Below are 20,474 nucleotides of genomic sequence, written 5' to 3'. Positions count from 1 at the left end.
GACGGGTGCCGGCCGGCCCGGTGACGAGCGGTCGGGGCCGGAGCGATCCGGACCGCGCAGCATGTCGCTGGTGGTCCTCGAGGTCCCGTTCCGCGTCGAGTTCGGGCCCGGGCTGTCCGACGAGGACGTCGCCCGCATCCGGAGCAGCTGGCGCTCCTGCGCCGCCGCCGACAGCGCCGACGCTCGCGTGATCTCGGCCGAGGTGTCGCTCCCCGGCTCGGTACCGCCGGGCGGCGTCCGGGTCGTCTCGCACTCCGTCGCGCAGCTCGAGGAGTCGCTCACGTCGACCCTCACGCTCGAGGCCATCGGTGAGCGCCGCAGCGACCTCCTGATGCTGCACGCCTGCGGCGTCGCCGCCGACGACGGCCGCGTGCTCGCGTTCGTGGCCGCCTCCGGCACCGGCAAGACGACCGCCTCGCGGGTGCTGGGGCAGCGCTTCGGCTACGTGACGGACGAGACGGTCGCCGTGACTCCCTCCGGCGCCGTGCTGCCCTATCCGAAGCCGCTGTCGGTGAAGCCCACGACCGGGAGCGCACCCAAGGCCCAGCTCTCGCCGGTCGACCTCGGATTGCGCCCCGTTCCGGAGGCGCCGCTCGTGCTGGCCGGGATCGTCCTGCTCGAGCGCCGAGACGGCGTCGACGCTCCCCGACTCGAGCAGGTCGAGCCGACCGCGGCGATCGACGCCCTGGTGCCTCAGACCTCCTACCTCGCCGCCCGGCCGAGGGCGCTCTCCGCGCTGATCCGCACGATCACCTCGGTCGGTGGCGCGAAACGACTGGTCTACTCCGAGGCGGCCGACGTGCTCGATCTCGTCGACGGTCTGCTCGCCGCTCCGGCCGAGCCGGCGCCGGCGGTCTGGCAGGACGTCGTCGCGCTCCCGCTCGAGGCGGAGGACGCGGCCGCCGGCGGCTCCCTGCGCCGCGCGGACGTCGACGACGCGCTGGCGCTGCCCAGCGGCGAGCTGCTCGTCTTCCGCCAGAACACGGTGATCCGGCTCGCCGGGATCGGTCCGGTCCTCTGGCGCTCCGCCGCCGGCGGCGCCGATCTGCCCGACCTCGTCGCCGCGGTGCTGGCCGAGCTCGGCGGACCGCCGGAGGGGATCGACGCCTCGGCCGCGGTGTCCGCCGCCGTCGACGAGCTGCTCGGGCTCGGCGTGATGGCGAGAGCGACTCCGCTCCTGCCCACCCCGGAAGGGGTGCACGTCTGACGGTCCCCGAAACGGGGCCGATACACCGGCGTGCAATGATCTTGAAGCCCGTCTCCGGCAGTCGCCGATCGGTCCGGACCAGTGAAGGAACTTGACACTGTGGAACTTAGAGACGTCCTCCGACTTCTCCGCGATCACTGGATCGCCCTCGTCGCAGCCGTGCTCCTGGGCACCCTCGTCGCCTACGGCTGGTCGCTGACCCAGAAGCCGCGCTACGCCGCGGAGGCGCAGGGCCTCGTCTCAGCGGCCGTCGCGGACGCCGGGGGGGACCCGAGCCAGGCGATCTACCTCCGCCAGATCGCGGACTCCGTCGCGAAGTCGAGCACCCTCACCTACGTCCCGATCGCGAAGTCGCGGAACGTCGCCGAGATCGTCATCGGCAACCTCGGGCTCGACGTGACCGCCGAGTCGCTGATCACCGCCGTGCAGGTCACTCCCGACCCGGAGTCGCCGATCCTCAACGTCCGCGCGACGGCGTCCACCCCGGAGGGCGCCCGCACCCTCGCCGACGCCTGGATCGACGCGATCGCCGTCCGCATCCAGCAGGTGAACCAGGAGTCGGGAGCGGGCGACACCGTCAGCCTCTCCGGCGTCCAGTCCGCTGCTCTGCCGTCCTCACCGGAGTTCCCGAACGTGCGCCTGGTGCTCGGCGTCGGCGCGCTGGCCGGCCTCGTGCTGGGCCTCGTCTACGCCTTCGTCCGCAACACCCTCGACCGCCGCATCCGCACCGCCGAGGTGGTGGAGCGGCTGTTCGACCTCCCGGTCGTCGGCACGCTCCCCGTCGACAAGCGCCTGAACGAGACCAACCGCATCGTGCCCGAGGCGGACACGACCGACTACGTGAAGTCCGACGGCAAGCACGCGCTCGCCGAGGCGCTGCGCGAGCTGCGCACGAACCTGCAGTTCATGAACGTCGACAGCCCGCCGCGGATCATCGTCGTGACCAGCCCGCTGCCCTCCGACGGCAAGTCGACCGTGACCGCGAACCTCGCGGTGACGCTCGCCGCGTCCGGCCAGCGCACGGTCGTCGTCGACGGCGACCTCCGCAAGCCCACCGTCGCGAAGTCCTTCGGCCTCGTCCCCGGCGTCGGCCTCACCGACCTGCTGATCGGCAAGGCGGAGCTGCAGGACGTGCTCCAGCCCTGGGGTCCCTCCGGCAACCTCTGGATCCTCGGCGCGGGCTCGATCCCGCCGAACCCGAGCGAGCTGCTCGGCTCGAACGGCATGGACATGCTCCTCCACGAGATCGCCCGCGAGGCCATCGTGCTCGTGGACGCCCCGCCGCTGCTGCCCGTGACCGACGGCGCGATCCTCACCGCCCGCACCGACGGCGCCCTCGTCGTCATCTCGGCCGGCCGGACGACGACCGACGAGCTCGGCAAGGCGATCCAGAACCTCGAGCGCGTCAGCGGCCACACCCTCGGCGTCATCCTCAACCGCGTTCCTCCGCGGGGCCAGGTCGGCCGCGGCTACGGCTACTACTACACGAGCTACTACGGCTCGCAGAAGTCGGGCGCGCGTCCGGAGGCGGCAGCCGCTCCGGCTCCTGCTCCGGCCCCCAGCGCGGTCTGAGCGGCCGCGGATGACGTTCCCGGGGGACGACGGCCTGCGGCGCGCCCGGCGCGGGTGGCGGCCCGGTGAAGCGGCCTCGGCGCCCGCCGCTCCGGTCTTCACCGTCCTCTCGGTCTGCACCGGCAACATCTGCCGCTCGCCGATGGCGGAGCAGCTCCTGCGGGCACAGCTGGGCGACGTCACCGCGCCGAGCGGAGCGGCGCTCCTCGCCTTCCGCAGCGCGGGCGTGCAGACGCGGGACGGCTACCCGATGGAGCCGACCTCCGCGCGCCTGTCCGCCGAGCTCGGCGGCGACCCGTCCGGCCACCTCAGCGCGAAGCTCTCCGACGGCATCGCGGGCGAGGCGGACCTGATGCTCGCGATGACGCGCGACCACCTCGTCGACGCGTCGCGACGCCACCCGCCGCTCCTGTTGCGCGGCTTCACCCTCCGCGAGTTCGCCCGCGTGCTCCCGTTCGTCGTCGCCGAGGTGCCGATCCCCGAGGTCGAGGACCCCGCCGCCCGACTGCGCGCGGTGGTGCGCCTCGCCGCCGCGAACCGCGGCCGGGCGCCCCGCGGAGACGGCGACGACATCGACGATCCGATCGGCCGCAGCGAGAGCACGCACGTCCGCGTCGCTCAGGAGATCGCCGCGGCCGTCCACGACATCTCCCGGGATCTGAGAGCATTGGCGCGGAGCTGACCTCGCGCGCGCCGCGCGGGATCCCTCCGCTCCACCCGTTCCTCCCTCCTGCAGTCGCCGACGCGACATCGACCCGCCTACGATTCGGAGAAATCCCGTGAAGCTTTCTGTCATTGGTTGCGGCTACCTCGGAGCCGTCCACGCCGCCGCGATGGCCGAGCTCGGCCACGACGTCATCGGCATCGACGTGGACCCCGCCAAGATCGAGGCGCTCTCCGCCGGCACCGCTCCGTTCTTCGAGCCCGGTCTGCCCGAGCTGCTCTCCTCGGGCGTGGCCTCCGGTCGTCTCCGGTTCTCGACGAACGCGGCCGACGCCGCCGACGCCGCGGTGCACTTCATCGCGGTCGGCACGCCGCAGAAGAAGGGCGAGAACGCGGCCGACATGACCTACGTCGACGCCGCGATCGACGGCATCCTGCCGCTGCTGACGGCGGACTCGCTCGTCGTGGGCAAGTCGACCGTCCCGGTCGGCACCGCCGCCCGCCTCGCCGAGCGGATCGCCGCCAGCGGCGCGACGCTCGCCTGGAACCCGGAGTTCCTCCGCGAGGGCTTCGCCGTCGAGGACACGATCAGCCCCGACCGCCTCGTCTACGGCGTGCCCGCCGGTGCGGCCGGCGAGGCCGCCAAGGCGACCCTCGACGAGGTCTACGCGACGGCGCTGGCCGCCGAGACCCCGCTCGTGGTCACCGACTACGCGACCGCGGAGCTCGTCAAGGTCTCGGCCAACGCCTTCCTCGCCACCAAGATCTCGTTCATCAACGCCATCGCCGAGATCGCCGAGGTCACCGGCGCCGACGTCACCCAGCTGGCCGACGCCATCGGCTACGACGTCCGCATCGGCCGCCGCTTCCTGAACGCGGGCATCGGCTTCGGCGGCGGCTGCCTGCCCAAGGACATCCGCGCCTTCTCGGCCCGCGCGGACGAGCTCGGCGTGGGCGACTCGGTCGCCTTCCTCAAGGAGGTCGACGCGATCAACCTGCGCCGCCGCCAGCGCGTGGTCGACCTCGTCACCGAGGGCCTCGGCGGCTCGGTCGAGGGCAAGAAGATCGCGGTGCTCGGGCTCGCGTTCAAGCCGGAGTCGGACGACGTCCGCGACTCGCCGTCGCTCGACGTGGCGACCCGCTTCCACGACCTCGGCGCCGACGTGGTCGCGACCGACCCCGAGGCGATCGAGAACGCCCGCCGCCGCTACCCCGACATCACGTACACGACCGACATCGACGAGGCCCTGCGCGGTGCCGACGCCGTCGTGGTCGTCACCGAGTGGAAGCAGTTCCGCGCGATCGACCCCGTCGCCGCCGGCGAGAAGGTGGCCGGGAAGCTCGTGGTCGACGGCCGCAACTGCCTCGACCAGGACGCCTGGCGCGCCGCCGGCTGGGAGTACCGCGGCCTCGGCCGCTGATCCTCGGCGACTGACGGCCGCCCGCTGACCGGCGGCCGCTCCGTTCCACCCGGGGGATCGACCCCCGTCACGCCGGAGGGCGGCGGAGCGGGACACGCGCGCGAGCGCGGTCCCGCTCCGCCGCCCTCCGGCGTCGTCGTGCCAGGAGTCGTCGGCGCAGGACGACGCCGAGGGCCGCGCCGATCGCGGCGCCCGCGGTGTTCGCCAGCACGTCGTGCACGTCGGCGTGGCGCTGGGGCAGCAGCAGGAGCTGCACGGTCTCCACGGCGGCGCTCGTCGCCGCGCCGAGCAGGACGGCGAGCCACGCCCGGTGCCCGCGGAGGTGCAGCGCCGCGAGCAGTCCGAGCGGGACGAAGAGCAGCACGTTCGCCGTCGCCTCGATCCCGCTGTAGCCGAGGAGCCCGAGGTCGTGGGCGCGGGGCTGTGCGAGGGCCTGCTTCAGCTCGCCGGCGTGGCCACCGTCGACCGGTGTCGGCCAGAAGACCACGGCGGCCAGGACCAGGGCGTAGGCGAGGGCGACGACGACGGTGAGCCGGGTCGGGGGTCGAGGCACGGTTCTCGTCTCGGCGAGGGTCGCTGCGGCGACGGGAGGGAGCACGTCAGCAGCGACGGCGAGAGCGCCCCAGTCTTCCCGGCTGCGTCGGGCTCCGACGGCCCTGGCGCCGGAACGCGGGCTCCGTGGCGCCGCTTGTCCGTCCGCACCGCGGCGTCGCTCTGTCCGTCCGCACCGCGGAAACGACGAAGCCCGGCCGGATCATCGATCCTGGCCGGGCTTCTCACCGGTCGGGGTAGCGGGATTCGAACCCACGACCTCCTCGTCCCGAACGAGGCGCGCTACCAAGCTGCGCCACACCCCGGTGGACTCTTCGCGGTGAACCGCTCACGAGCCTCGTCAATAGTAGCCGATTTCCGCGGCGGTGTCGGACACCGGTCGCGGCGCCTCGCGCGGGACTCCTCGAGCGGGACCGCTCAGGCCACCGGCTCGAGCGTCAGCAGGCTGACCTCGGGTCGGCAGGCGAAGCGCACCGGCGCGTAGATCGAGGTGCCCACTCCCGCGGAGACGTTGAGGAAGGAGCTGTGCAGGCCGTTGTCCCAGGAGGAGAAGCCGGAGACCTTGTCGCGGGGGATGTCGCAGTTGGTCACCAGTGCGCCGAAGCCGGGCACGCAGACCTGGCCGCCGTGGGTGTGGCCCGCGAGGATCACCTCCGCCCCCCGCGCGACGAAGTCGTCCAGGACGCGCTGGTAGGGCGCGTGCGCGACGCCGATGCTCACTCCGGCCGGCTCCTCGGCCGAGGCCCGCAGCTCGTCCACGGCGCCCGCCACGAGGTCGATCCGGTCCAGGCCGATGTGCGGGTCGTCGACGCCGAAGAGCTCGACGCGGGTGCCGCGGACGGTGAGGGCGTGCGCCGTGTTGTTGAGGTCCTGCCAGCCGAGCTCCTCCGTGAAGAATCCGGTCAGCGCTGCGGTGTCGAGGTCGCTGGCGTTGCGCGCGGGGTTCTTCGACGGGCCTCGGAAGTAGCGCAGCGGGTTCTTCACCCGGGGGCCGAAGTAGTCGTTCGAGCCGTGGACGTAGACGCCGGGCACGCCGGCGAAGGGCTCGAGGGCGCGGCGGATGCCGAGCACGCCGTCGCGGTGCCCGAGGTTGTCGCCGGTGCCCACGACGAGGTCGGGGGCCAGGGCGGTGAGCGAGCGCAGCCAGTCCTGCTTCTTCGTCTGCCACGGCGCCATGTGCAGGTCGGAGAAGTGCAGGATGCGGAGCGGCGCGGAGCCCGCGGGCAGGACGGGCACCGACTCGTGGCGGACCGTGAACATCGTCCGCTCGACGGCGATGCCCCAGACGGCGGCGGCGCTCCCGACGGCGGCGACGGCCGCGAGGGCCGTGGTGAGGGGGCGAGCGCTGCTGCGTCCGGTCATGGATCCTTCTCTCGTCGGGGCGGGGCCGCGGGAGCGGCCGCGTACAGTCTGCCCGACGCGGCCCGGGGGACCGCCCGGGTTCAGCCGCCCGGCGGCGGGGTGGACGGACCGGCGCTGATCTGCAGTGCGATCGGGGCCCCGCGGGAGAGGCGGGAGCCGGCCGGCGGGTTCGTCTGCGCGACCGAGCCCGCGGGTCGATCGGACGGCACGCGGTTCGGGTCGACCGTCACGACGAAGCCGAGCTCGCGCAGGCGCGCGGTGGCGGCGGCCGGGTTCTGGCCGGTCACCTCCGGGACCGCCTGCTGCGGCGCGTCGACGAGCGACTGCTGGGGCGAGGGGAAGGCCGAGCCGCCGTACTTCTGGTCGGCGACGCGCATGATCCGCGGCCAGATCTGGTGGCGCACCTGCCCGGCGTTGACGCCGCTGAGCTTGAAGCCGCGCATCGAGGTGAAGCCGCTGACGTTGCCGACCCAGGTGGCGGTGGCGACCTCGGTGCTGGCGCCGACCATCCAGGTGTGGACCGCGTTGTCGGTGGTGCCGGTCTTGCCGATGTGCGGGACGCCGGTGCCGGTCGCGGAGGCGCGGCCGGTGCCGCCCGTCATCACCTGCTGCAGGGCGAAGTCGGCGGTCGCGGCGACCTCCTCGGACATCCCCTGCGTGCAGGTGCTCGCCGGTGGGGCGACGTCGGCGCCGCCGCGGTCGACGATCCGGTCGATCGCGATCGGCGTGCAGACGGTGCCCTTGTTCGCGAAGCCGGCGAACGCGGTCGCCATGGTCAGCGGGGCGATCTCGTTGGTGCCCAGGATGGTCGGCGCGAACTTCTGCAGCTCGGTGCCGTCGGCGCGGTGCACGCCCATCGCGAGCGCGGTGTTGCGGATGCCGCAGAGGTCGAGCTGCTGCGCCATCGCGGCGAAGCCGGTGTTGATCGAGCCCTTGGTCGCGTCGAGCGCGGAGTAGACGCCGCCGTTGCCGCCCTCGTCGTTCTTGGGGTCCCAGGGCTCGCCGTAGTAGGTGCCGTCCGGCTCGCAGCTGTCGCGGAAGGTCGTGTACTCGCGACGGGTTCCGTCAACGGTCTCGTTCAGGGCCCGCCCCTCCTGCAGCCATTCGGCGAGGGTGAAGACCTTGTAGGTCGAGCCGACCTGGAAGCCGCTGGAGCCGCCGTAGCCGAAGTCGGTGCTGTAGTTGACGCTGGTGTAGTTGGCGCCGCTGACGTCGGGGTCGTTCGAGTAGTCCTTGTTCTGCGTCATCGCGAGGATGCGGCCGGTGCCGACCTCGACCGAGACGCTCGCGCTGCCGATGTTCACCCGGGCCATCGACTTCGGCACCCAGTCCTCGGTGGCGGCGACCGCGGCCTCCTGCAGATCGGAGTCGAGGGTCGTGTAGATCTGGTAGCCGCCGCGCTTGAAGGTCGCGTCGCGCTCGTCCTGGCTGGCGCCGAAGGCGTCGTCGTTCTTGATCACCCAGGTCACGTAGTCGCAGAAGTAGGCCGCGATCCCGGCGGTCTGGCAGCCGGTGCTCGGCTCCGTGATCGCGGGGACGACCGGCGTCGCGGACGCCTCGGCAATCTGCTCCGGGGTGACCTTCGACTCGATCCCCATCCGGGTCAGGATGTAGTTCCGGCGGTTGAGGGTCTCCGGGTAGCCCTCGGCCGCGAGGTTGGCCGGGTCGTCGGGCCGGTCGAAGCGGAACTTCTCGGGGTTGTTCACGATCGCGATCAGGGCGGCGGACTGCGCGAGGGTGAGGTCGCGCGCGCTGGTGTCGAAGTAGTACCGCGCCGCCGCCTCGATGCCGTAGACGGTGCCGCCGAAGAGCGCGATGTTGAGGTAGCCGAGCAGGATGTCGTTCTTCGGGTACTCCTTCTCGAGCCCGATCGAGAGCCGCATCTCGGCGACCTTGCGCTCGGCCGTGGTCTCGGTGGCCTCGCGGTAGGCGGCGTCGCGCTCGATCGGGTCCGAGAGCGCCTCCGCCTTCTGCACGAGAACGTTCTTGACATACTGCTGCGTGATCGACGAGCCGCCCTGCACGTTGCCGCCGGAGGCGACCGTGGCCGCGGCGCGGATCGTGCCGAGCAGGTCGATGCCGCCGTGCTCGTAGAAGCGCGGGTCCTCGGAGGCGACGACCGCGTCCTTGACGAAGGGGGAGATGTCGTCCCAGCCGACCTCCACGCGGTTCTGCGCGTAGAACGAGGCGAGGAGCACGTCCTGGCCGTCCGCGCCCTTCGCGTAGACGTCGCTCTTCTCGGCGAGAGTGCCGATCTCGAGGTAGCCCGGGAGGTTGTCGAACATGGTGACCGTGTTGTTCGCGGCCATCCCGCCGAGCGCGATCGCCGGAGTGACCGACGCCGCGACGAGGACTCCGGCGATGACGCTCATGGCGACGATCCCGATCAGTCCTCCGACCGCGGCGCCGATGGACGTGACGACCCTGTTCCCGACTGCCCCCGACATAGAATCAGCGTAACCGCCGCTCCTGACACCGGACGCGGCGCTCGACCCGCCGGCACCGACTCCTCCGGGTGCGGTGCGCCCGGCATCCGCACCCCTGCCTCACGAGGAGAGCCATGTCCGTCCCCCGCTGGGAATACATCACGACGCCGCTGATGATCCACAACACCACCGCGATCCTGAACACCTGGGGCTCCGAGGGCTGGGAGCTGGTGCAGATCGTCACCGGTCCCGAGGGCGGGCTCGTGGCCTACCTCAAGCGCCCGGTCGCCGAGGCCGGCGCGTGATCGCCGAGCGCCTGGCCGAGCTGGGCATCGAGCTCCCCGCGGTCGCGGTGCCGGCCGGTGCCTACATCCCGGCCGTGGTCGAGGGGAACCTGGTCTTCACGGCCGGGCAGATCCCCTTCGTCGACGGCGCGCTGCCCGCGACCGGCAAGGTCGGCGCGGGCGTCGATCCCGAGGTCGCCAAGGACCTGGCGCGCGTCTGCGCGCTGAACGCGCTGGCCGCGATCGCCGACGTGATCGGCTCGCTCGACCGCGTGACCCGGATCGTCAAGGTGACCGGCTTCGTCGCCTCCGCTCCCGGCTTCAACGGCCAGCCCGGCGTCATCAACGGCGCTTCCGAGGTGCTCGGCGAGATCTTCGGCGAGGCGGGCCGGCACGCGCGCTCGGCCGTCGGCGTGGCGGAGCTCCCGCTCGACGCCCCGGTCGAGGTTGAGCTGATCGTCGCGTTCGCCTGAACCGGGCCCCGGCTCGACGCCGAAGGGCGCCGCTCTCCCTCTGGGAGGCGGCGCCCTTCGGCGTTCGAGGCTCGGTCCGCGGGGGCTCGGTTCTCTGCGGCTCGGTCCTCGGCGGTCTAGTCTTCCGCGGCGACCGCGGAGGAGATGACGGACATCACCTGCGTGTCGGCCAGCGTGGTCGTGTCGCCGACGGCCCGGCCTTCGGCCACGTCGCGCAGGAGCCGGCGCATGATCTTGCCAGAGCGGGTCTTCGGCAGCTCCTGGACGATGAAGATGCGCTTCGGCCGGGCGATGGCGCCGATGTGCTCGGCGACGTGCGCTTTGAGCGTCGCCTCGAGCTCGTCGTGGCCGCTCGCGAGCGCCTCCGCCTGGCTCGCCTTGGCGATGACGAAGGCGACGACGGCCTGGCCGGTGGTCTCGTCCGCGGCGCCCACCACGGCTGCCTCCGCGACCACCGGGTGCGAGACGAGGGCCGACTCGATCTCGGCCGTCGACAGGCGGTGGCCGGAGATGTTCATCACGTCGTCGACGCGGCCGAGCAGCCAGAGGTCGCCGTCCTCGTCGAGCCGGGCGCCGTCGCCGGCGAAGTAGCGGTCGCCGAACTTCGACCAGTAGGTCTCGACGTAGCGGTCCGGGTCGCCCCAGATGCCGCGCAGCATCGACGGCCAGGGCTCGGTGATGACGAGCAGCCCGCCGGAGCCCGCGCCGACCGGGGCGCCGGAGTCGTCGACGACGTCGATCGAGATCCCGGGGACGGGGACCTGCGCCGAGCCCGGCTTCAGGGTCGTGACGCCGGGCAGGGGCGAGACCATGATCGCGCCGGTCTCGGTCTGCCACCAGGTGTCGACGATCGGGGTGCGGCCGCCGCCGATGACGTCGCGGTACCAGATCCAGGCCTCGGGGTTGATCGGCTCGCCGACCGAGCCGAGCAGGCGGAGGCTGGTGAGGTCGAAGCGCTGCGGGATCTGCCGCCCGAGCTTCATGAAGGTGCGGATCGCCGTGGGTGCGGCGTAGAGGATCGTCACGCCGTGCTTCTCGATGATCTCCCACCAGCGGCCGGCGTGCGGGGTGTCGGGGGTGCCCTCGTACATCACCTGGGTGGCGCCGTTCGCGAGCGGTCCGTAGACCACGTAGCTGTGCCCGGTGATCCAGCCGACGTCGGCGGTGCACCAGAAGACGTCGGTCTCGGGCTTGAGGTCGAAGACCGTGCGGTGGGTGTACGCGACCTGGGTGAGGTAGCCGCCGCTGGTGTGCAGGATGCCCTTCGGCTTCCCGGTCGTGCCGCTCGTGTAGAGGATGAACAGCGGCTGCTCGGCGGGGAACGGGCGCGCGACGTGGTCGGCGTCCACCGCGACGATCTCCTCGTGCCACCACAGGTCGCGGCCGGCGCTCCACTCGACGGTGTTGCCGCCGCGGCGGACGACGAGGACGTGCTCGACGCTCGACTCGCCGCCGTCCAGCGCCAGCGCCGCGTCGACCGCGGGCTTGAGCGGGAAGACCGAGCCCTTCCGCCAGCCGCCGTCGGCGGTGACGACGAGCTTCGCCTCGGCGTCGTCGATCCGCGCGCGCAGGCTCTCGGCGCTGAAGCCGCCGAAGACGACCGAGTGCACGGCGCCGAGCCGGGCGACCGCGAGCATCGCGATGACGGCCTCGGGGATCATCGGGAGGTAGATCGCGACGCGGTCGCCGGCCTGCACGCCCAGGCTCGTGAAGAGATTGGCCGCCCGCTTCACCGCGGCGGTGAGCTCGGCGTAGGTCAGGTCGCGGCTGTCGCCGGGCTCGCCCTCCCAGTGGATCGCGACGCGGTCGCCGTGACCTGCCAGCACGTGCCGGTCGAGGCAGTTGTAGGCGACGTTGAGCTCGCCGTCGTCGAACCAGCGCGCGAAGGGCGGCTCGCTCCAGTCGAGGGTGCGGGTGAACGGCCGGTGCCAGTGCAGCAGCTCGCGGCTGCGGTCGGCCCAGAAGGCGAGGCGGTCGGCGGCCGCCTGCTCGGCCTGCCCGGCGGTCGCGGCGGCGTCGGCGGCGAACTCGGCGGGCGGCGGGAAGCGGCGCGTCTCCTGCTGGAGGCTGTCGATGGCGCTCGAGCCTGCGGCCCCGGACGCGTCGAGGGGTGTGGACATCTGCGATTCGCTCCTTCGCGAGTGCGACGTGCGCCGGCCGGCGTGGTCGGTTCCGGACCACCGTAGCGTCCGGCTCACGGGTGGGGAGGGGACGACGCGAAGCTGACCGCCAGGCGGGGTTTCGTGAAGAGTCGGCTCAGAACGCGGATCCGACTTGGCGAAATCGCCTCCGTGCCCTAACGTTGCATACGGCCGAATGAACTTCGGCTCAGCGGCGCGAGTGATTCCCCCCAATCCAGCGCCGCCGAGGCGGCACCTGTTCCCCCCAATGGGTGCCGCCCCCTTCTCTTCCCTCCGCTGGTCGAGCGTCCCGCTCCCCGGAGGATCTGCGGGGCCGCTGGCCGGCCGCATCTTCGGCCTGCGAGAACACGCTGGGCACGTCGGACCGGCCTGTTCTGGCGTGCCGGAGCGCGGATCGCGTGCCCGAGCTTCGGCTGCTGGATCTCCGGCTCGCGGAAACACGCTGGGCACGCCCGATCAGCCGGATTCAGCGTGCCGGGGCTCGGATCGCGAGCCCGAGATCCGGCTGCTGGACCTTGGCTCGCGGAAACGCCTCCTGCACGCTGGATCGGCCGGTTCCGGCGAGCCGGAGCGCGGGTCGCGTGCCCGAGCTCCGACCGGTGGACCTTCGGCTCGCGGAAACGCCTCGGGCACGTCGGATCGGCCGGTTCCGGCGTGCCGGGGCGCGGGTCGCGTGCCCGAGCTTCGGCTGCTGGACCTTCGGCTCGCGGAAACGCCTCGGGCACGTCGGATCGGCCGGTTCCGGCGAGCCGGGGCGCGGATCGCGAGCCGGAGTTCGGAGCGGCGCGTCGTCGGCTCGCGAGAACGCCTTCGGGCCGGAGCTCGTCGCTCCTCCCCAGGGACGTCCTCGGCCCTGCCGTCCACCGATGGGGGCTTCGGCGCGCCACCGGAGGGCGCGCGCTCCTAGCGTTCCCGGATGACCACTGGTTTCGTCCCGCTCGTTCCCGCCGCCTATCGCCCGGACGCACCTCGCCCGCCGGGTGAGGACGACGGCGGTGCACCGCGACCGGCGCCGGTCCGTCCGGCGGCGGCGGCGCTCGGCCTGCTCGCGCCGTTCGCGGCGGATCCGGCGGTGACCGACCTCTTCGTCAACGGGGATTCGGGCCTCTGGGTCGACCGCGGCGGGGGCGCAGTGCGAGAGCCGACCTGGACGCTCGACGCCGCGGGCGCCCGGCGGCTCGCGGTGTCGCTGGTCGCGGCCGGCGGGCGGCACGTCGACGAGGCGAGCCCGTGCGTGGACGTGCGGCTGAAGCACGGCGTCCGCGTGCACGTGGTGCTGCCGCCGGTCGCGACGGCGGGGACGCTGATCTCGGTGCGCGTGCCGCGGGCCGACGCCTGGAGTCTCGACGAGCTGCACGCGGCGGGGATGCTCGACGACGCGGGCCGCGGCCTGCTGCGCCGCGCCGTCGCCGCGCGCTGGAACCTCCTCGTCACCGGTGCCGGCGGATCGGGCAAGACCACGCTCCTCGGCGCCCTCCTCGGCTGCGCGCCGCCGCACGAGCGCCTGGTCGTGATCGAGGACGTCGGCGAGCTGCGGCCCGCGCATCCGCACGTCGTCTCGCTCGAGGCGCGCCAGCCGAACCTCGAGGGCGCGGGCGGCGTCGGTCTCGACCGTCTGGTCCGTGAGGCGCTGCGGATGCGGCCGGACCGGCTCGTCCTCGGCGAGTGCCGCGGCGTGGAGCTGCGCGATCTGCTGTCCGCACTGAACACCGGGCACGACGGCGGAGCGGGGACGCTGCACGCCAACTCGCTCGCCGACGTCCCCGCGCGGCTGGAGGCGCTCGGGTCGCTCGCCGGGATGGGGCCGGAGGCCGTCGCGCGGCAGACGGTCAGCGCGATCGACCTGGTGCTGCACCTCGAGCGACGGAGCGGCCGGCGCCGGCTCGCCGCGTCGGGCTGCTTCCGGCTCGATCACGCCGGGCGGCTCCGGATCGAGGAGGGCGCCGTGCCGCAGCGGGGCTCGCCGTGAAGCGCGGGGCGGGGGTCGACGAGGTCGCGGCCGTGGTGCACCGCCTCTCGGTGCTGCTCGCAGCGGGCGTCGCGCCGGCATCGGCGCTGGCGCACCTCGCGGCGTCGGACGACTCGGAGGCGGCGGGTGCCGCGCGACGTCGTCGGCTGCTGCGCGCGGTGGCGGTCGAGGCGGCGCGCGGCGCGGACGTGACGGCGGCGCTCCTGGCGGGCGTGCCCGCCTCCCGCCGAGAAGAGGGGCGGCGGGCGGGGGAGCGCGCCCCTCGCCGCAGGGAGAGCGCGGCACGGGGGTCGCGTGATCGCGGCGAGGAGACCGCCTGGGCGGCCCTGGCCGCCTGCTGGCGGGTCGCCGCGGACTCCGGCGCGCCGATCGCCGCGGCCCTCGGCGAGCTGGCCGAGTCCCTGCGGGAGCTGGGCCGGGCGCGGCGCGACATCGAGGTCGCCTTGGCGGGCCCGCTCGCGACGAGCCGGGTGGTCGGCGGGCTGCCGCTGGTGGCGCTCGGCTTCGGCACGCTGCTGGGCTTCGATGTGCTGGGCGTGCTGATCGGGACGGTGCCGGGACTCGTCTGCCTGGTGGGCGGGCTCGGGCTGATGCTCGGTGCCGTGGCGTGGACGCGCCGGCTCGTCCGAGGCGCCGGCCCGGGGGACCCGGCACCGGGGCTGGCGCTCGACCTGCTCGCGGTCGCGCTCGCGGGTGGGGGATCGATCGGTGGCGGGCGGGAGCGGGTGCTGGCGGCGCTCGCCGAGTGCGGGCTCGCGTCGGGGCCGCCTGCGCTGGCCGCGGCGGAGCCCGTGCTCGCGCTCTCGAGCGCGGCGGGGGTCCCTGCGGGCCGGCTGCTGCGCAGTGAGGCGGCACTGGCGCGGGTGCGGGCCGCGTCCGAGGCGAGGGAGCGGGCGGCGAGGCTCGGCGTGACGCTGCTGCTGCCGCTGGGGGTGTGCGTGCTGCCGGCGTTCCTGCTGCTGGGCGTGGCTCCGATGATGATCTCGGTGCTGCTGTCGACGTTCGCGGGGCAGCGGTGAGCGGTCCCGCGGGAGCTCTCCACAGGCCGTTCCTCTCTCCTCTTGTCCACCGTTCGCGAGCTCCCCACCCCGACCTGCTCCGGGCTCGGCGATCCTCGAGTGGGGGCAGTGACGACGAACGGAGCGAGCGGATGAACGGCAGCCGGAGCAGTGGTGCGGGGACGATCGGACGAGTGACGGGCGGTGCCGGGCGGGAGCGCTTCCCGCAGCCCGCGTGGGAGGCGGGGCCGCTGAGCGGTTGGCGCGACGAGGAGGGCTCGGCCACGGCCGAGTACGCGATCGCGACGATGGCGGCGGTCGGCTTCGCGGGTCTGCTGGTGGTGATCCTCAAGGGCGACGAGGTGCGCGGGATCCTCACGGACCTGGTCACCCGGGCGCTCACCTCGGGGGGATGAGCGGTGCGGTGCCCGGGTGGTGCCCGCGCGGCGACGAGATCGGAGGAGGCCGGGATGCGGACCGGCGACGGTCGTCGAGGCGAGGACGGCTCCGCGACGGCCGAGCTGGCGGTCGTTCTGCCGGCGGTGGTGGTCGTGCTGGCGCTCTGCCTCGGCTCGGTGGCGGCCTCGGCGCAGTACGTCCGGCTGGTCGACGCCGCAGCGGACGCCGCCCGGTCGCTGGCCCGGGGGGACGATCCCGGGGCGCCCGTCGCGCGGGTCGATGCGGGAGCGAGTGTCGCGACCTCCGCGGACGGCGAGCTCGTCTGCGTGGACGTCGCCGCGCGGCTCCGGCCGCTGCCGGCGCTGGAGCTGCCGGTCTCGGTCCGGTCCTGCGCGCTGGGCGGAGGGCGGTGATCCCCCGGCGGGAGCCGGACCGCGCAGGGGAGGACGGCTCGGCGGCGGTCGTCGCGGTCGGCGTCGTCGCGGGGACGATCCTCGTGACCGCGGCCGTGCTCGCCGGATGCGGGGGAGTCGCGGGGCACCAGCGGGCCGTGGCCGCGGCGGATGCGGCGGCGCTCGCCGCGGCGGACGTGGCCTCCGGGCTGCTGCCGGGCGAGCCGTGCGGGGCGGCCGAGCGTGTCGCGGGGGCGATGACGGCGACCATCGCGGGCTGCGCGGTGGAAGGAGGAGTGGCGACCGTCGAGGTCGTCGTGTCCGTCGGGCCGCTCGTGCTCCCCGCCCGGTCGCGCGCCGGGCCGCCGCCGTGACGCTCCTCCCGCGACGGGGACGGCGGCGGCGGCTCCCGCCGCGCCCGGGGCGCAGCAGCAGCGCGCTCCCGTGCTCGGTCGGGTCGCCGGCGCCCGATCGCCCGGTGGGACCGGGGCTCAGTCGGCGCTGACCCGCAGGTAGCGGTAGGCCGCCGCGGTGGGCAGCGCGCCCGCTCCCTCGTCGTGCTCGAGAGCGCCGGCGAGGAGATAGAGGTAGCGGGTGCCCTCGCGGGCGGCCGGGATCTCGAGGCGGCCCGCCGGGGCCGTCGCCTCGCCGTAGGAGCGGCGGAGCGTCTTGCCCTCGAGCGGCCCGTCGAGGAACTTGGCGGTGTAGGCGGAGGTGGTCGGAGCGGAGGTGGTGTGCGTCGTTGCCATGCCCCTCATCATGCGCCGATCGCCGCGATCCGTCACCGGGTGCGGTCCTCCCGATTCGGCGGATTCCCGGGCGGCGGCCGGAGTGCTCCCAGCGCGCGGCGAGCGGACGACGGCGAGGGACGCCCGGAGTCAGTGTGTATGGTGTGCCTGTCGGGCGCCCCGAAGCCGACGCGAACGGATCGTCGTTCCTCCTGCGGACGCCGCGCACCGCCTCCCCGCCGAAGGGGAACCGTCGGACTCGCTGAGCGTCCGATCCGACAGCATCAATCGAGGAGAACTGTGTCCGGCACGAAGAAGCTGGTGATCGTCGAGTCGCCGGCGAAGGCCAAGACCATCGCCCAGTACCTGGGCGAGGGCTACGAGGTGCTCGCCTCCGTCGGGCACATCCGCGACCTCATCGAGCCGAAGAACCTGCCGCCCGAGCTCAAGAAGGGCGGGCTGGGCAAGTTCTCCGTCGACGTCGACAACGGCTTCGAGCCCTACTACGTCGTCTCCGATCAGAAGAAGAAGACGGTCGCCGACCTCAAGCGCGCGCTGAAGAACGCCGACGAGCTCTTCCTCGCGACGGATGAGGACCGCGAGGGCGAGGCCATCGCGTGGCACCTCCTCGAGGAGCTCAAGCCCAAGGTCCCCGTCAAGCGGATGGTCTTCCACGAGATCACCAAGGACGCGATCCAGACGGCCCGCGACAACACCCGCGACATCGACACCTCCCTCGTCGACGCGCAGGAGACCCGCCGCATCCTCGACCGCCTCTACGGCTACGAGATCTCCCCGGTCCTCTGGCGCAAGGTCGGGCCCGGCCTCTCCGCCGGCCGCGTGCAGTCCGCCGCCACGCGCCTCGTCGTGGACCGCGAGCGCGAGCGCCTCGCCTTCGTCTCCGCCTCCTACTGGGACCTCGCCACGGTCCTCGCCCCCGAGGCCGACGCCTCGGCGGCGTTCGACGCCCGCCTGGCGCGCCTGGACGGCAAGCGGATCGGAAGCGGCCGCGACTTCGACGACCGCGGTCAGCTGAAGGGGGACGTCACCGTCCTCGACGAGGCCTCCGCCGGTGCCCTCGCCGAGGCGCTGCGCGACCCGAAGACGCTCGTCCGCGTCTCGAACCTCGAGTCCAAGCCCTACTCGCGGCGCCCCGCCGCCCCGTTCACCACCTCGACGCTCCAGCAGGAGGCGGCGCGCAAGCTCCGCTTCTCGGCGCGCCAGACGATGAGCGTCGCGCAGTCGCTCTACGAGAACGGCTTCATCACCTACATGAGGACCGACTCGCCGAACCTCTCGCAGCAGGCGCTGAACGCCGCCCGCTCGCAGGCGGCCTCGCTCTACGGAGCCGAGACGGTCCCCGAGAAGCCGCGCCTCTACTCCGGCAAGAACAAGAGCGCGCAGGAGGCGCACGAGGCGATCCGCCCCGCGGGCGAGACCTTCCGCACCCCGGACCAGCTCGCCGGCACCCTCCGCGGGAACGACCACCGCCTCTACGACCTGATCTGGAAGCGCACCGTCGCCTCGCAGATGGCCGACGCCAAGGGCTCGACCGCGACGGTCACCCTGCTCGCCAACCCGGCCGGCGACACCGAGCGCACCGCCGAGTTCACCGCCTCGGGAACGGTCATCACCTTCCGCGGCTTCCTGCTCGCCTACGAGGAGGGCCGCGACGAGGAGCGCCACGGCGCCCGCGACGAGAAGGACGCCAAGCTGCCCGTGCTCGAGGTCGGCCAGAGCCTCGTCGTCGCCGAGGTCGAGGCCAAGGGCCACGAGACCTCGCCGCCCCCGCGCTACACGGAGGCGAGCCTCGTCAAGTCGCTCGAAGAGCTGGGGATCGGGCGCCCCTCGACCTACGCCTCGATCATCACGACGATCGTCGACCGCGGCTACGTCACGCCGCGCGGCACGGCGCTCGTGCCCAACTGGATCGCCTTCTCCGTGGTCCGTCTGCTCGAGGAGTTCTTCTCCGACCTCGTCGAGTACGACTTCACCGCCGCGATGGAGGGCGACCTCGACCGCATCGCCGGCGGTGAGGAGGACCGGGTCGACTGGCTGAACCGCTTCTACTTCGGCGGCGGCGACCAGCCGGGCCTGCGGCACGTCGTCGACAACCTGGGCGAGATCGACGCGAAGAGCATCAACTCCGTCCGGATCACCGACGACATCACCCTGCGCATCGGCAAGTACGGGCCCTACCTCGAGGTCGCCCAGGAGGAGGGGCAGGAGACGCCGCGCCGCGTCAACCTGCCGCTCGAGCTGGCCCCGGACGAGCTCACGCCCGCGAAGGCGCAGGAGCTCGTCGACGCTCCCGTGCAGACCGACCGCGTGCTGGGCAGCAACCCGGACTCGGGCAAGACCGTCGTCGTCAAGGACGGCCGCTTCGGCCCGTACGTGACCGAGGTCGACCCGGAACCCGAGACCACCGCCGACCCCGCCACCGGTGAGGTCGTCGAACCCGCGCCGGCGAAGCGCGGCGCGAAGAAGGCGGCCGTGGTGAAGCCGCGCACCTCCTCCCTCTTCAAGTCGATGGACGTCGCGACCGTCGACCTCGCCACCGCTCTGCGCCTGCTCGACCTGCCGCGCACCATCGGCGAGGACCCGGAGTCGGGCGAGCCGATCACCGCGCAGAACGGCCGCTACGGCCCGTACCTGAAGAAGGGGACGGACAGCCGCTCCCTCACCAGCGAGGACCAGATCTTCGAGGTCGACCTGCCGACCGCGCTCGAGGTCTTCGCCCAGCCCAAGTACGGCGCCAAGCGCGCCACGAGCGCCCTCGCGGAGTTCGAGGCCGACCCGGTCAGCGGCAAGCCGATCCGGATCCGCGACGGCCGCTTCGGCGCCTACGTGACCGACGGCGAGACCAACGTCACGATCCCCAAGGGCCAGCCGATCGAGGAGATCGACTTCGAGCAGGCGGTGCAGATGCTCGCGGACAAGCGGGCGAAGGGTCCCGCTCCCAAGAAGGCCCCGGCCAAGCGCGCCCCGGCCAAGAAGCCCGCGGCGAAGACGACGGCGGCCAAGGCGACGGCGACGAAGACCACCGCCGCGAAGACCACGGCGGCGAAGGCGACGGCGGCGAAGACCACGGCGGCGAAGACCACGGCCGCGAAGACCGCCGCCGCCAAGACGTCGACGGCCGCGAAGACGACCGCCGCGAAGAAGCCGGCCACCACCCGCGCCCGCAGCACTGCGGCGAAGGCGACGGGCTCGACGGAGTCGTGACCGGGCTGTTCGTCACCCTCGAGGGCGGGGACGGCGCGGGCAAGACCACGCAGGCCCGGCTGCTCGAGGAGTGGCTGGGCTCGCGCGGCGAGACCGTGCGGCGCACCCGCGAGCCGGGCGGCACCGAGGTGGGCGTGCAGATCCGCGAGATCGTGCTGCACCACCGCGGCGAGATCGATCCGCGGGCCGAGGCGCTCCTCTACGCCGCGGACCGGGCGCAGCACATCGGCACCTTCGTCCGGCCCGCGCTCGAGCGGGGCGAGGTCGTCGTCCAGGACCGCTACATCGACTCCTCCGTCGCCTACCAGGGCGCCGGCCGGGTGCTCGACGCCGCGGAGGTCCGCTCCCTCTCGGAGTGGGCGACCCGCGACCTCCGCCCAGACCTCACCGTCCTGCTCGACCTCGATCCCGCCGTCGCCCGCACCCGGCTGGCCGCCGCGCGCACCCGCTACGACCGGCTCGAGGCGGAGAAGGCCGAGTTCCACGGCCGGGTCCGGCAGGCCTTCCTCGACCTCGCCGCGGGCGACCCGGAGCGCTTCCTCGTCCTGGACGCGAGCCGCCCCGTCGAGGAGCTCGCCGCCGCGGTCCGCGCCCGCACCGAGCCCCTGCTCGGCGCCGGCCCTCGCGACGCCCGGCCCGCTGTCGGACCTCGCGGTTAGCCT

General features: G+C 73.4%; 18 protein-coding genes and 1 tRNA gene. 13 read left to right on the top strand and 6 right to left on the bottom strand.

Going from position 1 to position 20,474, the window contains the following annotated elements; translation table 11 throughout:
* Window positions 1-70 precede the first annotated feature (70 nt).
* The 4 genes from EDF35_RS17285 (at window position 71) to EDF35_RS17270 (ending at window position 4,863) form a co-directional block, all read left to right on the top strand.
* On the top strand, window positions 71-1,207 hold the full coding sequence (locus EDF35_RS17285; protein ID WP_133963240.1) for a hypothetical protein: 1,137 nt from the start codon (window positions 71-73) through the stop codon (window positions 1,205-1,207).
* Window positions 1,208-1,306: 99 nt separating this feature from the next.
* The gene (locus EDF35_RS17280) at window positions 1,307-2,779 is read left to right on the top strand and encodes a polysaccharide biosynthesis tyrosine autokinase (RefSeq protein WP_166674153.1); all 1,473 of its coding nucleotides are present in this window, start codon (window positions 1,307-1,309) and stop codon (window positions 2,777-2,779) included.
* Window positions 2,780-2,789: 10 nt separating this feature from the next.
* Entirely contained in the window at window positions 2,790-3,461 is a 672-nt protein-coding gene (locus EDF35_RS17275; RefSeq protein ID WP_133963238.1) for a low molecular weight phosphatase family protein, read from the top strand.
* Between the two features lie 97 nt (window positions 3,462-3,558).
* Window positions 3,559-4,863 (top strand): UDP-glucose/GDP-mannose dehydrogenase family protein, encoded by a 1,305-nt coding sequence (locus EDF35_RS17270; RefSeq protein WP_133963237.1) that lies wholly within the window; start codon window positions 3,559-3,561, stop codon window positions 4,861-4,863.
* 67 nt (window positions 4,864-4,930) lie between these two features.
* On the opposite strand, the gene EDF35_RS17265 is transcribed toward EDF35_RS17270, so the two are convergent.
* The 4 genes from EDF35_RS17265 to EDF35_RS17250 all read right to left on the bottom strand — a co-directional run bounded on the left by EDF35_RS17265 (window position 4,931) and on the right by EDF35_RS17250 (window position 9,224).
* On the bottom strand, window positions 4,931-5,416 hold the full coding sequence (locus EDF35_RS17265) for a VanZ family protein (protein WP_166674152.1): 486 nt from the start codon (window positions 5,414-5,416) through the stop codon (window positions 4,931-4,933).
* Between the two features lie 230 nt (window positions 5,417-5,646).
* Window positions 5,647-5,720, bottom strand: a tRNA-Pro gene (locus EDF35_RS17260).
* Between the two features lie 112 nt (window positions 5,721-5,832).
* The gene (locus tag EDF35_RS17255) at window positions 5,833-6,777 is read right to left on the bottom strand and encodes a metallophosphoesterase (RefSeq protein WP_133963235.1); all 945 of its coding nucleotides are present in this window, start codon (window positions 6,775-6,777) and stop codon (window positions 5,833-5,835) included.
* An 80-nt stretch (window positions 6,778-6,857) separates the two neighbouring features.
* Window positions 6,858-9,224, bottom strand: a complete 2,367-nt coding sequence (locus EDF35_RS17250) for a transglycosylase domain-containing protein (RefSeq protein WP_133963234.1) — start codon at window positions 9,222-9,224, stop codon at window positions 6,858-6,860.
* Between the two features lie 113 nt (window positions 9,225-9,337).
* Between EDF35_RS17250 and EDF35_RS20925 the strand changes: the two genes are divergently transcribed.
* Together EDF35_RS20925 and EDF35_RS17245 are read left to right on the top strand one after the other, a co-directional pair.
* A complete protein-coding gene (locus tag EDF35_RS20925; RefSeq protein ID WP_164861113.1) occupies window positions 9,338-9,508 on the top strand; it encodes a hypothetical protein in 171 nt (56 codons plus the stop codon).
* Window positions 9,505-9,960 carry a RidA family protein gene (locus tag EDF35_RS17245; RefSeq protein ID WP_208323093.1) on the top strand — a complete coding sequence of 152 codons (456 nt, stop codon included), beginning with the start codon at window positions 9,505-9,507 and terminating at the stop codon, window positions 9,958-9,960. Before EDF35_RS20925 ends, EDF35_RS17245 begins: the two co-directional genes overlap by 4 nt.
* Before the next feature lie 116 nt (window positions 9,961-10,076).
* Here the strand turns inward: EDF35_RS17245 and acs are convergent, their stop codons facing one another.
* On the bottom strand, window positions 10,077-12,080 hold the full coding sequence (gene acs, locus EDF35_RS17240) for an acetate--CoA ligase (protein ID WP_133963233.1): 2,004 nt from the start codon (window positions 12,078-12,080) through the stop codon (window positions 10,077-10,079).
* A 937-nt stretch (window positions 12,081-13,017) separates the two neighbouring features.
* Between acs and EDF35_RS17235 the strand changes: the two genes are divergently transcribed.
* The 5 genes from EDF35_RS17235 (at window position 13,018) to EDF35_RS17215 (ending at window position 16,233) form a co-directional block, all read left to right on the top strand.
* The gene (locus EDF35_RS17235; protein ID WP_133963232.1) at window positions 13,018-14,070 is read left to right on the top strand and encodes a TadA family conjugal transfer-associated ATPase; all 1,053 of its coding nucleotides are present in this window, start codon (window positions 13,018-13,020) and stop codon (window positions 14,068-14,070) included.
* Window positions 14,067-15,089 carry a type II secretion system F family protein gene (locus EDF35_RS17230; protein ID WP_133963231.1) on the top strand — a complete coding sequence of 341 codons (1,023 nt, stop codon included), beginning with the start codon at window positions 14,067-14,069 and terminating at the stop codon, window positions 15,087-15,089. The genes EDF35_RS17235 and EDF35_RS17230 overlap by 4 nt, the downstream gene beginning before the upstream one ends.
* A 131-nt stretch (window positions 15,090-15,220) precedes the next feature.
* Window positions 15,221-15,484, top strand: a complete 264-nt coding sequence (locus EDF35_RS17225) for a DUF4244 domain-containing protein (RefSeq protein WP_123705199.1) — start codon at window positions 15,221-15,223, stop codon at window positions 15,482-15,484.
* Window positions 15,485-15,538: 54 nt separating this feature from the next.
* On the top strand, window positions 15,539-15,880 hold the full coding sequence (locus tag EDF35_RS17220; RefSeq protein WP_133963230.1) for a TadE family type IV pilus minor pilin: 342 nt from the start codon (window positions 15,539-15,541) through the stop codon (window positions 15,878-15,880).
* Window positions 15,877-16,233: an Rv3654c family TadE-like protein gene (locus EDF35_RS17215; RefSeq protein ID WP_243840043.1), complete on the top strand. Its 357-nt coding sequence runs from the start codon at window positions 15,877-15,879 to the stop codon at window positions 16,231-16,233. The genes EDF35_RS17220 and EDF35_RS17215 overlap by 4 nt, the downstream gene beginning before the upstream one ends.
* Window positions 16,234-16,350: 117 nt before the next feature.
* Here the strand turns inward: EDF35_RS17215 and EDF35_RS17210 are convergent, their stop codons facing one another.
* A complete protein-coding gene (locus EDF35_RS17210) occupies window positions 16,351-16,608 on the bottom strand; it encodes a hypothetical protein (RefSeq protein WP_123447682.1) in 258 nt (85 codons plus the stop codon).
* A gap of 279 nt (window positions 16,609-16,887) precedes the next feature.
* Here EDF35_RS17210 and topA point away from each other — a divergent pair, with 279 nt between their 5' ends.
* Complete coding sequence (gene topA, locus EDF35_RS17205) at window positions 16,888-19,812, top strand: type I DNA topoisomerase (protein WP_133963229.1); 2,925 nt, start codon at window positions 16,888-16,890, stop codon at window positions 19,810-19,812.
* Window positions 19,809-20,471, top strand: a complete 663-nt coding sequence (gene tmk, locus EDF35_RS17200) for a dTMP kinase (RefSeq protein ID WP_133963228.1) — start codon at window positions 19,809-19,811, stop codon at window positions 20,469-20,471. The genes topA and tmk overlap by 4 nt, the downstream gene beginning before the upstream one ends.
* Window positions 20,472-20,474: the final 3 nt, after the last annotated feature.

This window comes from Rathayibacter sp. PhB151 (assembly GCF_004366415.1).
Classification (GTDB): domain Bacteria; phylum Actinomycetota; class Actinomycetes; order Actinomycetales; family Microbacteriaceae; genus Rathayibacter; species Rathayibacter festucae.
The sequence above is the reverse complement of the archived record's forward strand: the minus strand, read 5'-3'. Positions and strand labels throughout refer to the sequence as shown.